The following is a 13,181-nucleotide window of genomic DNA, read 5'->3' as shown; positions in this document are numbered from 1 at the left end:
ACTTAAAAATATTAAATTAACAATTGTTTTTGCTTTACATATTCGCTTGGCCTTACACCGATCACTTTATTAAAGGTATTACTGAACGTCGGCAAACTACTATAACCGACTTTCAGAGCAACTTCATTAACACTCAGTTTTTCATCTAAAAGAAGTTTAAGAGCCGTTAACATTCTTAATATTGTATAATACTGTATAAAAGACATATTGAGTTCTTTCTGGAAAAGACGCGCTAATGTACGTTCGCTGATGTTGAATTTTTGAGAAAGTGTTTTAAAGCTTACATTTTCCTCAATGCGGCTTTCCAAAAAGGTGACGATATCTTTTAGTTTTTGATTGTTCGGATAGGGTAGTGCTAATGGCAGCTCGTGCTGGGAGACTTCAGGTAATAATAATTTAAATGCTTTTGCAAGCGAATATTTAGGCTCTTCAACAGGGAAAATATTACCGTTCCATCTGTTTGTGAACATGATCAACTCATTAAGAAGATCGTCGACAGGGTAGATGCTTATCTTCTTGTAGAACTCCTGGTCAGTATCATACTTTGGAAAATAAAGATTACGCATAACCACATCAGGGGTGCTCGGATGAATACTGTGGCGAATGCCAGCCGGTATCCAGATGTAATGTCTTGCAGGAAGAAAATAGGACTTCTCAGCTGTTTTTAAAAAAACAACACCACCTTCTGTGTAAAGAAATTGATCTTTATTGTGCACATGCTCGGTAATAAAATTTTCGCCAATGATAGCGTGGTGACAATAGATGCTATCCTCAAAAGAATCCACTTCTGTTACGTAATAACGATTAACATATTTGGGATCTTTTATATCGCTTTTTATATTCATGATTTCCTTCCGTTTCCGTTGCAAAGTTAAAGTTTTTATACAAAAGCTTTGTATTACTTTATGAATGTAAGTTAATACTCACCATTATTGATTGTTAATTTGGGTGTGTAAGTAAGTGTATACTAATTTTTTGAAATTTTTTAAATAATTAAGATGTTGATTGATAGTGTTTTATGCGTTTTCAAATATTTAATATTAAAACGATTTCTTCTGATAAAAAATATTAAATGCTGATTTATAAATAATTACAAATATATCGTCTTTATTGGATAATTTTGTGACTAATTGCAATAAATTGACATAGAAAAAATAACTTAATATTGTTTGTTCTAATATTCAAACAATTACTAAGAATATGTTTGTAAATATTAGTAAATTGGGAAATAAGTAAAGGAATATGTCATACGATAGAATTAAACTTAAAAGTTTACTTGATAAAGTAATTACAGCAGAGCAGGCTGCACAACTATTTGAAAATGGTATGATCGTTGGCTCAAGTGGATTTACGAAAGCCGGAGACAGCAAAGTCGTATTGCCAGCTTTGGCAGACCGGGCGAAAACAGATCCTTTAAAGATAACATTGATCACAGGTGCTTCTTTAGGTCATGGCACAGATGGTAAGCTGGCTGAAGCTGGTGTTCTTGCTAAGCGTATGCCGTTCCAGGTGGACCGAACACTTAGAGGAAAGATTAATAGCGGGGAAGTCCTATTTATTGACCAGCATTTGAGTGAAACAGCAGAGTTGCTGCACAATAAGAATTTAGCCTCTGTTGATATTGCCGTACTTGAAGTAGCAGCGATTGAAGCCGATGGTAGTATTATTCCGACCACTTCAGTGGGTAACTCAGCAACTTTTGCTGCTTTAGCCAAGCATGTGATCTTAGAAATAAATACAGCTGTTCCGATGGAGATTCGTGGCATCCATGATATCTATCAAGCCGAAGATTATCCAAGAAGAAACGTTATACCTATAGTAGCTCCTGAGAATAAAATTGGGCGAAAAACAATTGCCTTAGACCCTTCAAAAGTCGTTGGAATTGTATTTACTGATATCGAAGATAGTCCGGCAGATATTGCAGAACCAGATACTAAGACAACGGCTATTGCCAGTCATATCTTAAATTTCTTTGAGAAAGAAGTAGAAATGGGACATCTGTCTTCCAGTTTATTGCCGCTTCAGGCGGGGATAGGTAAAGTTGCGAACGCTGTTTTAATGGGTTTTAAAGACAGTAATTTCCGCAATTTAACGATGTTCTCAGAAGTTTTACAAGATAGTACCTTTGATTTAATTGATGCGGGAGTAATGGATTTTGCATCGGCTTCTTCCATTACGGTTTCAAAGCCCTGCTATGATCGTGTATTTGGAAACTTGGATAAGTATCGTGATAAGATGGTCTTGAGACCGCAAAATATCTCAAATACTCCAGGATTAATTCGTCGTTTGGGTGTTATCGCTATTAATACGGCTATTGAATTTGATATTTATGGCAATGTAAATTCCACACATATTTCAGGTACCAATATTATGAATGGTATAGGTGGTTCAGGTGATTTTGCAAGAAATGCTTACTTAAGTATATTCGTTACACAGGCAGCATCAAAAGAAGATCGTATTTCGCATGTGTTACCCATGGTATCACATGTTGATCATACAGAACATGATGTTGACATATTAGTAACTGATATCGGTCTAGCTGATTTAAGAGGATTAGCTCCTCGTGAACGCGCTCAAGTTATTATTGATAACTGTGTTCATCCAGATTATAAAGAGCAGTTACAAGACTACTATGACCGCGCCTGTGAGCGCGGGGGCCATACACCACATATCTTGGAAGAAGCATTTAGCTGGCATGTGAATTTGCGCGATCAAGGAAGTATGAAGAAATAAAAAAAGAGTGATACAATAAAAAAGTAAAGCAGCTATTCTTAAGAATAGCTGCTTTACTTTTTTGTCCCCAATTCAATGATTGGTAATAGACAATGATAAAAGCTCGCTTACTCTAAAATATGCTATTTTTTAACCATGTTTTAGTTTTACTTGCTTCTTGTCTTACCATCGTTATTGAATAAATTTGGAAGTTATATTTCTCTTTTTTATGTAAAAGTCTAAAACGCGTCCCGCTTCTAGGGGTCTATCGGTGCTCAAAATATCTGCGCCATTTTCAATAAAGCGGGCATATAGTTGATCTCCTTTTTGTTTGGCCTGGCGGTCTAAATTTCCTAGTGTACCTAATATACACATGATACCATGTTCATGAAGTAGCTCTATTAAGTTTTTATCCGCTTCTCTGGTGCCGAGAAAGGCAATAATGCGATTATCTGGAATATCTCGATCATTGAGCCGCACTAAATCTGCTTCATTTTTTATAGGTGCAGATAGCATGAGGTCAGGGGCTAAATTATGCACAACAGCAGCCTGATTTGCGGAATACGTAATGATTATGGCATTACTTTCAGCTTTTTGACTGCGAATAGCACGGATCACCAAATCATAGGGAACCCCTTGTTTAATATCTAAGGTGAAGATGACTCTACCTTTGCCCCATGCTAAGGCTTCTTCCAAGCTCGGAATTCGATAAGGGGTTAGCTTTCCATTAGGATCTTTTAATCTTAAACCTTTTAATTCATTTTTAGTTTTAGAATCTACTGATCCCGAGCCATTAGTTGTTCTGTTTAAGTTGCTGTCATGCATCAATATTAAAGCAGAGTCCTTAGTCAACCTAACATCACATTCCACAATGACAGGTCTGTAGCTCGCGTTAAATGCAAAAGTTTCTACTGCATTTTCAGGATAACCGGTTGTAGGGCCTCCTCGATGTAAGCTGATGAGCGGATATCGGTTTTCATCGTATGTTAAAAATTGATAAAGCTCCTCTGCTGTTTTTAAATTGAGTGTTTTACTACCCGCCAGAACATCCGAAGATGTGCCGGTCCGAAAGCAGGATGCTAAAAGTGCGGTTGTAAAAATTAAAAAAGGGAAGAGATTTATTCTTCTAAACATACAGTGATTTGTTATTGGTTTTTCTTTAATAAAATGATGAGATCATCTATTGGTGTATTGATATGATCAATAATTAGATGAGCTTGTTGATAAAACGGTTCTCTTTCAGTTAGTTTTTCAGTAATAAAATTAAATAGTTCCTCTTCAGTTTTACCGATTAAAATAGGTCTTTTATTCGGTTTTGACTGAGACAATCTATCAAATAGCGATTTTGGTGACATCTGTAAATATACCGAAATACCATTTTCATTCATCCACTGCATGTTATCAAAAAAACATGGAGAGCCACCTCCGGTAGAAACGATTGCATTTTGTTGCGCAGTTTTTAGTAACTGCTTGCGTTCTAATTCTCTAAATTTTTCTTCCCCGTGCAACTGAAAATATTCTGTGATGGACATGCCTATCTCTTTGACGATTTCATCATCAGTATCGATAAAAGGTAACTCTAATTTACTTGCTAACTTTTTGGCTAAAGTGGTTTTTCCACTTCCCATATAACCAATTAAAAAAATAGGTTTTGGCATATTATTATTTATCTAAACTTAAGTATCGCTCTTCTATATCTTTTGCATCGGGTATAGCATTGTAATGCCATTTGTCGATTACGGTTCCTGATTTTAATAAAAGTACCCCAGGATTTGCACGGATCATGCTTTTCAACGGAATAAGATCAGCATAGAATATTTCTGAAATTAAGTGTAATTTATCACTTAGGTAGTCTGAATCTTCAGAAGAACTGGCCGTCAATAACACTATTCGTAGATTGTAATCTTCAGTTAATTTTGTCGCTATTTTATTGATTTTATCTAAAGCCTCTACATTAGCTTTGGACAGGTCTTTAGCAACAATAATTAAATTATAATAAGGATTATTGATTATTTCTTGGGTATGGTCATTTCCTTCAGCATCTGTAATCAGAAGATCTGTAATCGGAATCTGATAGCCTTTCTTCACCAATTTACTTTGCGGTTCGCCAACGATTTCCCAGTTTGTGTCTTCCCAGACTTTTTCAGACATGTAAATTTTATCGGTAATGGTTTTTGTTTGCCCCGTTTTAACATTTTTCATGCTGTAGATCTGTTCATAAACATCGCCTTCTTTTCCTTCAGGTAGAACCATTAGGGATGGGATATTATTACCGATTTTATAAGGTAAAAAATCTATAAACGGTAAATACATGAACGTATAGATTCCAATGCCAAAAGATAGGACTGCTGTAAATGTTGCTACGAGGCCACGATTGGTCGGATCTTTAATGAGTGGTGTAATTTGATTGCGGTAAACAAAAATGATTAAGATCAAAGCAAGCAATACGAGATCCTTGCCAAAGGACTGCCAGGGTGTCAACGGAATAGCGTCGCCAAAACAACCACATGAAGTGACAACTTCAAAAAAAGCAGAGTAAAAAGTAAGGAAAGTGAAGAAAATGATCAGCATTAATAAACCCCACGCTACAAGCTTTTTGTAAAAACCTAACAAAAGCCATATACCCAATATTATTTCTAGTGCACAGACAACGATAGCAATCGCTGTAGCATAGTCATTTAAAAAGTCGGTATGAAAAACATGAAAATATTCTTCGAGTTTATAACCAAAGCCAGTAGGGTCATTAGCCTTTATAAAACCGGAGAAAATAAAAAGAAGACCTGTAAAGATGCGCGCAAAGCAAAGTAGATAGTTTGTTTTTTGCGATTTATTATTGATGACTGCTGACATAATTTTAGTTTGATTGAGCTAACCCCATTTTTATAAGTGCAAAAACGGCATAATTTAACATATCTTGATAATTGGCATGTATTCCTTCGGAGGCGATGGTGGCGCCGTTATTGTCTTCAATTTGTTTCACACGGTGAATTTTCATGAGTATCAGATCTGTTAACGAAGAAATCCGCATATCTCGCCATGCTTCGCCATAATCGTGATTTTTAGCAAGCATAAGGTCACGTGTTTCATTTACTTTTTCCGTGTATTTTTCATTTACAAATTCTGGACTTAAATTTTCTTCACCATCTTCACCCAATTCGAGCTGAATCATACCTATAATACAATAATTGATGATACCCACATATTCTTCCAAAATACCTTCCCCAACTTTAGATACTTTTTTGATCTCTAAAGTACGAATGCGTTGTGCTTTAATATAAATTTGATCGGTTATAGAAGGAAGTCGCATAATACGCCAGGCTGTTCCATAATCTTTCGTTTTCTTGATAAATAAATCTTGGCAGTGCTCGATAACTGTATTGTATTCCTGAGTCGTATTCATAACTATTATTTGCGTATTTCACGAGAAAGTGAGTGAACTATTGTTACAAATATAATTAGAATTAACCATTTTTATGCGTCACAATTATGTCCAATTTAGCTGAATATCGCTAATAAAAAATAAAAATGTTGATATTTGATTTAAGGATTTATCGCTTGAGTATCGGTAAATTATAAAAGGATGACAGATGATAATTAAAAAACCTGAAATAAGAGAAGTTAGAATTACCCGCTACATACAGCCTTTTCGTGAAGGAGGTTCTTTGCCGGCATTGGCCGATGCAGATGATGGCTTTAGTTACGTGATTAAGTTCAGAGGTGCCGGACAGGGAAAGAAAGCTTTAATTGCAGAGTTGATAGGCGGAGAGATTGCCCGTGTTCTTAATCTCAGAATGCCTGAAATGGTTTTTGCAGATTTGGATGAATCTTTTGCCAGAACCGAACCTGATGAGGAAATTCAAGATTTATTAAAATTTAGTGTTGGCAAAAATCTAGGTGTTCATTTTTTAAATGGGGCCATTACTTTTGATGCCAATGTTGATCAGATAAGTCCTGAAGAAGCATCTCGAATTGTCTGGCTCGATGCGTTGTTGATGAATGTTGATCGTACGGTCCGTAATACAAACATGCTGATCTGGCATAAAGAATTATGGTTGATTGATCATGGAGCTTCCTTATATTTCCACCATAGTTGGGACAATTGGGAAGAGCAAGCTATAAAACCCTTTGTGCAGATAAAAGATCATGTGTTATTAAAGAACGCCAACCAAGTTGAATCGGTGGACCGACAATACCGTTCTTTATTAACCGAAGAAGTGATCCGTAATATAGTGGATATCATACCAAGTGAATGGTTAGTTGATGAATCGAGAGATTTATCTGCAGCTGAGGCGGGAGAAGTTTACGTGTCCTTTTTGATGAAGCGCTTAGCACATGCTGATCATTTTTTAAATCAAATTGAAGATGCCCGAAAAAACATTATATGAGTATGCGGTGGTACGCTTAGTACCACGTGTGGAGCGTGAAGAGTTTATTAATGTTGGTGTGGCGTTATATTGCCGGAAATACCGATTTGCAAATGTTCTGTTTGATATCGATGAAGTGCGCGCCAGATCTTTATTTCCGGATATGGATATAGAAATGATAAAGGCTCATCTTGAATCTTTTGTGAAAATATGTACAGGAGCAAAAGATGGTGGCAAATTAGCTGCGTTGGATCAGACAGAACGTTTCAGATGGCTGACCGCCAATCGAAGCACAATTATCCAGTGTTCTCCGGTACACCCCGGTTTATGTGAAGATCCGGCAGAAACTTTACAACTTCTTTTTAACAAGCTGGTTTTATAAATTGTATATTTTATCTACCATATAAGTATAGTATATTTGTACTATTACATAAAGGGATTACACCCATGAATGATTTTTACGAACACATTTATCAAAAACAATTGGAGGTATTTGAAATGCCTTCCAATAAAAAAATATCAGGCTGGGCAGTAGGGATCTTAGATCTGTTATTTCCAGAGCGAAATGCAGGTGGGATAAAATCTGTCGCAGAAGTGCAACTTGCTTTTCAGCAAGCTGAGCTTGAATTAGAGCAACTGTTAAGTAAATCAAAGGCTTGTGAAGCATGTGATCACTCGCTTGTTGCACGTGATTTTTTTCAATCATTACCACAATTATATGAATTGATGTGTTCAGACGCTGATGCTTTAATAGCAGGCGATCCGGCAGCAAAGAATCAACGGGAAGTTATTCGTACATATCCCGGTTTTTTCGCAATAAGTATTTTTCGGATCGCAAATAGACTTCACCGTCTTGGTGTTCCTTTGATACCCCGTATTTTAACAGAGCACGCGCATTCGAAGACGGGCATTGATATTCATCCGGCAGCAACTATCGGCCATCATCTTTATATTGATCATGGTACAGGTTTAGTCGTAGGTGAAACCTGTGTTATCGGAAATTATGTAAAGCTTTATCAGGGGGTGACGCTAGGCGCATTGAGTGTTGAGAAAATTTTATGCAATGTGAAAAGGCATCCTACAATCGAAGATCATACCATTATTTACTCGGGAGCAACCATATTAGGTGGCGATACTGTTGTAGGCCATCACTCCGTTATCGGGGGAAATGTGTGGTTGACAAATTCTGTAGAGCCTTATACAACTGTCTATCATCAAGCAAATTCTAAATTTATAGATTCCAAACCTTTAATTTAATATGGGAAATATCATTGATACCATTGGCAATACTCCTTTAGTTGAAATCACAAAATTTCATAGTAATCGAAATGTGAAGATTTACGCTAAAATGGAAGGAAATAATCCTGCAGGTAGTGTAAAAGACCGTGCTGCATTGAATATGATTCGATCGGCTATGGAAAGAGGTGAAATTACGAAGGATACAAAGTTGATTGAAGCAACGAGTGGAAATACGGGTATTGCACTCGCTATGATTGCAGGTATTTATGGCCTAAGTTTAGAACTAGTAATGCCCGTTACTTCTACGCGCGAACGGACATTAACGATGCAGGCATTTGGTGCACAGGTCACATTATTAGAGAGCATGGAGATCTGTCGTGATTATGCGGAAGATAAAGCTGCCACAGGAGATTATTTTATTTTAAACCAGTTCGCAAATCCCGATAATTATAAAGCACATATTAAAACTACAGGTCCGGAGATCTGGCGTGATACTGCAGGAAAGATTACACATTTTGTTAGTGCAATGGGTACTACCGGTACGATAATGGGGAACTCGATATATCTGAAGGAGAAAAATCCTGAAATACAGATCGTCGGTTGCCAACCAACTGAGGAGTCATCCATTCCGGGGATTCGTCGCTGGCCTGAGGAATATCTGCCGAAGATATTTGACGCTTCTCGTGTCGACCGTATCCTAGATATCTCGCAGAAAGAATCTACCGAGATGGCTCGTGAGTTAGTGAAAAGGGAGGGTATATTTGCAGGTATGAGTTCCGGAGGGGCATTTGCGGCCGCATTGAAGGTAGCAAATGAAATTGAAGAAGGAACTATTGTATTTATTGCATGTGATCGGGGTGACCGTTATTTAAGCTCAGACTTATTTGCCTAAGTAGTATTTTTATAATTTTAAAAAAAAGAGTCATCCCGTCCGGATGACTCTTTTTTTTACCTTGTTATTTCATTTTCTACATCTTTATTTTTTAATCAGATTTGATGATTCTCTCCTTGAAGTTATCCACATTGTGAATTAATATTGTTGATAACTATAGGGCTTGTATTTTATGTTATTCACATTTTATAACAAAAATGTGAATAAGGTATTTATGCCGGATTTATTGCTTTGTGGCTGATTAAATGATATTTAATGCTGTATTTTTTAAATTTAAGTTTTACAAAAAAAAGTATTAAACATTTATACTTCTTTTGATAATCTTTTTAAACTTATTTATTTTGTCCATAAATAACTAGAATATATGTGAATAGACAAGTGTTAATAAGTTAAGATTACTACAATTATTAACACGTTATGTTAGTTATTAACAATTCAATGTTAATAACTTATTACGGCCAAACATCTGTTACACTGTAAAAAAACTCTTCAACTTTTACTTTCCTGGTAATGAGAAATTTAACTATTTTTTTTATAAAAGGATATATTTTTCTTTTTAGACAACTTTAATTTGATATAACTTAGTTGGTGTACATAATACAGCCTTAGTGTTTTGTATACATTACCAATTTAAACCGATTAAATTAAATAACGGTCTTGTTTAATAGACTATTGGTATACTTCCAATAGAAACAGTCTGTTTACCTAATTTAATTAACATCAACTATTTTAAACCAAACTAAAAAATTATGAGCAATCTTAATTTAGGTCAACAGCAATGGAAGAAAGCCTTTTGGATGGGAGCTATCGTCTCTTTATCTACAATCTGCCAATCACCAGTGCTTGCAAATCCAAAGAGTTTAACTTTTATGAGTTCGACTCAAGAAAAGATTTCAGTTAGTGGCATTGTCACTAATACAGATGATGGTTCACCAATTGAGGGTGTCACTGTATCTGTTGTAGGGACAAATATCGCTACCAAGACAAATCAAAAAGGGGAGTACGTTTTGACAAATGTTCCAAGTGACGGAAAGTTGAATTTTCGAATGATCGGAATGACTTCTACAGATGAAGAAGTTAAAGGAAGAACCAGCATTATGGTGAGTCTCATTAGTTCCAGCGCCAACCTAGAAGAAGTGGTTGTGGTTGGTTATGGGGTGCAAAAGAAGGAAACTGTTACAGGATCTGTAGTCGCTGTAAAAGGTTCTGAACTATCAAAGTCACCAGCTCTCAATGTTTCCAATGCCTTAGCAGGCCGGGTGCCGGGGGTAATTGCGACGAATGGATCTGCAGAACCCGGCTATGATGGGTCAACTATAAGTATCCGCGGAACCAATACCTTAGGAAATTCGAGTCCACTAATTGTTATTGATGGAATTCCGGCACGCCAAGGTGGTTTTGAAAGATTAAATCCGGCAGATATTGATAATATTTCAGTTTTAAAAGATGCCTCTGCAGCCATTTATGGTGCCAGAGCGGCAAATGGAGTTATTTTGGTAACGACAAAAAGGGGAACAAACGGAAAACCTAAATTATCGTATAATTTTAATAAGGGATTTTCACAACCGACGGTCATTCCAAAATTGACAGATGCCGTTGAATACTCCGAATTGCGAAATGAACTCGAGATTTATAAATTACCGGTAGCAGAGTGGGCTGCGGCACAAAATGCCTTCAAAACAACCGGTACTTTTATCCGTCCAAACAATACAGCTGTTTCCGCTCCTTTTACACCAGAAGATGTTCAATTATTTAAAGATGGCAGTGATCCCTGGGGACATCCTAATACAGATTGGTATGGGGAAACCTTAAAGAATTGGTCTCCTCAAGAGAAGCATAATGTACAGATTACCGGAGGAAATGATGCGGTGAAATATCTAACCTCAATTGGATATCAGAATCAAGATGCCTATTATAAAAAATCTGCAACCGGATATAAACAATATGACTTAAGAATTAACTTGGATGCCAAGATAAGTAAATACATCACAACCAAATTTGGAGTTTTAGGGCGTCAAGAAAATAGAAATTTCCCAACTAAAGGAGCCGGTACTATTTTTAGAATGTTGATGCGGGGTAATCCTACACAACCTGCTTATTGGCCAAATGGAATGCCTGGGCCTGACATTGAAAATGGTGAAAATCCTGTGGTGATCACGACTAACGAAACAGGGTATGAACGCGATAAAAGATATTACTTTCAAACCAATGGACAGATTGATATTACAATTCCTTGGATAGAAGGCTTGAAGTTTTCTGGTAATGCAGCTGTCGATAAATACATTAAGAAAATTAAACGTTGGGAGACGCCGTGGTACCTGTATACTTGGCAGGGAGCTTATGAAGCTGATGGAGTAACTCCACAATTGGTAGCGGGCAAAAGAGGTCCGGCAGATCCACGGTTAAACCAATCTGATGAAGATCAGTTGAATATATTGCTGGGCGGTGTGCTGACTTATGATAAGGTCATTGGTGATCACACGTTCAATATACTAGCTGGGGTAAACAGAGAAACAATCCAAAATGATAACTTCTCCGCTTATCGACGCTATTTCTTATCGGATAAGGTCGATTATCTGTTTGCTGGTGGTGATGCCGAGAAGAATAATGACGGTAGTGCATGGGAGCGTGCAAGATTGAATTATTTTGGAAGGATCAATTACAATTATAAATCGAAGTACATTGCTGAGTTGCTATGGCGTTATGATGGTTCTTATATGTTCCCGGAGAAAACGCGTTATGGATTTTTTCCAGGGGCGATGTTAGGTTGGGTCGCTTCAGAAGAAGGATTTTGGAAGGATAATATAAAAGCCATTAATTATTTTAAGATACGAGCATCTTATGGTCAGATGGGAAATGATAATGTCTTTTATGATGATCTCCTACAAGAATATCAATTCTTCTCCACCTATAAATTTGGATCTTATATTCTTGGCGATGAAATGATTAAAACCCTATACGAAAGCCGTGTCCCAAATAATTTCATTACTTGGGAGGTTGCTAATAATTATAATTTAGGTATTGATGCGCAGCTTTTAGGGGGTAAGATTAACTTTGAGTTTGATGTTTTTAAAAATAGAAGAAACTCAATCCTATGGAGACGTAATGCATCTATTCCTCAAAGTACGGGTATGACGTTACCTGCTGAGAACATCGGCAAAGTTGATAACAAAGGATGGGAGTTTAATTTAGGTTATCGCGATCAGAAAGGCGATTGGGGATATAGTGCTTCCATCAATGGCGGGTATGCTAAAAATAAAATTGTATTCTGGGATGAAGCTGCTGGAGCACCATCTTGGCAGCAGACAACTGGTAGAGTGATCAATTCCGGGTTGTATTATCAATATGATGGTGTATTTAAAAGTCAGGAAGAGATCAACTCTAATACCTTGGATTACTCGGCAATTACGAATAATCTAAGACCTGGTGATATGAAGTATAAAGATTATGATGGAGACGGAAAGATTACGCCGGATGATCGTGTGCGGACAAATAAGAATACGAATCCAACTTTTCAAGGTGGTTTGAATCTGGGATTACGGTATAAGAATTTTGATCTATCCATCTTATTTCAAGGGGCTATGGGTGGAGAAGTTCGGATAGCGACAGATGAATCTGGTGCAATTGGTAATTACTTACATGAATTTTACGAAAATAGATGGACGATCGATAATCCTAGTTCTGAACATCCGCGTATCACCGATCGTTCTGATCAGTATTATTCCAAAGACAATACCTATTGGTTGCATTCAAACAATTACCTGCGTCTAAAAAATGTGGAAATAGGATATAATCTAAGTGCGAAACTTGTGGAACGCTTAGGTATTTCAAGTTTTAGAGTTTATGCGAGCGGTATGAACTTAGTTACTTGGTCCAAATTGAAAATGTATGATCCTGAATCGACTAATACTTTAGGACATTACTATCCTCAAGCTCGATTAATCAACACAGGGATACTTTTATCTTTTTAATTC

Annotated in this window: 11 protein-coding genes; 6 read left to right on the top strand and 5 right to left on the bottom strand. The window is 36.7% G+C overall.

Annotated elements, in window-relative coordinates:
* Window positions 1-11 precede the first annotated feature (11 nt).
* Complete coding sequence (locus tag M2265_RS12405) at window positions 12-845, bottom strand: helix-turn-helix transcriptional regulator (protein ID WP_021187813.1); 834 nt, start codon at window positions 843-845, stop codon at window positions 12-14.
* A 397-nt stretch (window positions 846-1,242) separates the two neighbouring features.
* Between M2265_RS12405 and M2265_RS12400 the strand changes: the two genes are divergently transcribed.
* Window positions 1,243-2,733: a succinate CoA transferase gene (locus M2265_RS12400; RefSeq protein WP_021187814.1), complete on the top strand. Its 1,491-nt coding sequence runs from the start codon at window positions 1,243-1,245 to the stop codon at window positions 2,731-2,733.
* Window positions 2,734-2,904: 171 nt separating this feature from the next.
* Here the strand turns inward: M2265_RS12400 and M2265_RS12395 are convergent, their stop codons facing one another.
* The 4 genes from M2265_RS12395 to M2265_RS12380 are packed head-to-tail and all read right to left on the bottom strand — an operon-like array spanning window position 2,905 to window position 6,112.
* Entirely contained in the window at window positions 2,905-3,846 is a 942-nt protein-coding gene (locus M2265_RS12395; protein WP_132772108.1) for a glycerophosphodiester phosphodiesterase family protein, read from the bottom strand.
* A gap of 11 nt (window positions 3,847-3,857) precedes the next feature.
* A complete protein-coding gene (locus tag M2265_RS12390) occupies window positions 3,858-4,370 on the bottom strand; it encodes a shikimate kinase (protein WP_132772109.1) in 513 nt (170 codons plus the stop codon).
* A gap of 4 nt (window positions 4,371-4,374) precedes the next feature.
* Complete coding sequence (locus tag M2265_RS12385; protein ID WP_410528397.1) at window positions 4,375-5,565, bottom strand: BT_3928 family protein; 1,191 nt, start codon at window positions 5,563-5,565, stop codon at window positions 4,375-4,377.
* Window position 5,566: 1 nt separating this feature from the next.
* Window positions 5,567-6,112 carry a DUF1599 domain-containing protein gene (locus M2265_RS12380; RefSeq protein ID WP_132772111.1) on the bottom strand — a complete coding sequence of 182 codons (546 nt, stop codon included), beginning with the start codon at window positions 6,110-6,112 and terminating at the stop codon, window positions 5,567-5,569.
* Between the two features lie 187 nt (window positions 6,113-6,299).
* On the opposite strand from M2265_RS12380, the gene M2265_RS12375 reads away from it, so the two are divergent.
* From M2265_RS12375 to M2265_RS12355, 5 genes are all read left to right on the top strand, one after another.
* Entirely contained in the window at window positions 6,300-7,097 is a 798-nt protein-coding gene (locus M2265_RS12375; protein ID WP_021189641.1) for a HipA family kinase, read from the top strand.
* A complete protein-coding gene (locus tag M2265_RS12370) occupies window positions 7,075-7,458 on the top strand; it encodes a DUF3037 domain-containing protein (protein WP_021189640.1) in 384 nt (127 codons plus the stop codon). Before M2265_RS12375 ends, M2265_RS12370 begins: the two co-directional genes overlap by 23 nt.
* 65 nt (window positions 7,459-7,523) lie before the next feature.
* A complete protein-coding gene (locus M2265_RS12365; protein ID WP_021189639.1) occupies window positions 7,524-8,333 on the top strand; it encodes a serine O-acetyltransferase in 810 nt (269 codons plus the stop codon).
* A 1-nt stretch (window position 8,334) separates the two neighbouring features.
* Complete coding sequence (gene cysM / locus M2265_RS12360; protein WP_132772112.1) at window positions 8,335-9,207, top strand: cysteine synthase CysM; 873 nt, start codon at window positions 8,335-8,337, stop codon at window positions 9,205-9,207.
* A gap of 749 nt (window positions 9,208-9,956) precedes the next feature.
* Complete coding sequence (locus tag M2265_RS12355; protein WP_206368692.1) at window positions 9,957-13,178, top strand: SusC/RagA family TonB-linked outer membrane protein; 3,222 nt, start codon at window positions 9,957-9,959, stop codon at window positions 13,176-13,178.
* Window positions 13,179-13,181: the final 3 nt, after the last annotated feature.

The organism is Sphingobacterium kitahiroshimense, from assembly GCF_025961315.1.
GTDB lineage: Bacteria > Bacteroidota > Bacteroidia > Sphingobacteriales > Sphingobacteriaceae > Sphingobacterium > Sphingobacterium anhuiense.
This window is presented reverse-complemented; position numbering and strand designations above follow the sequence as displayed.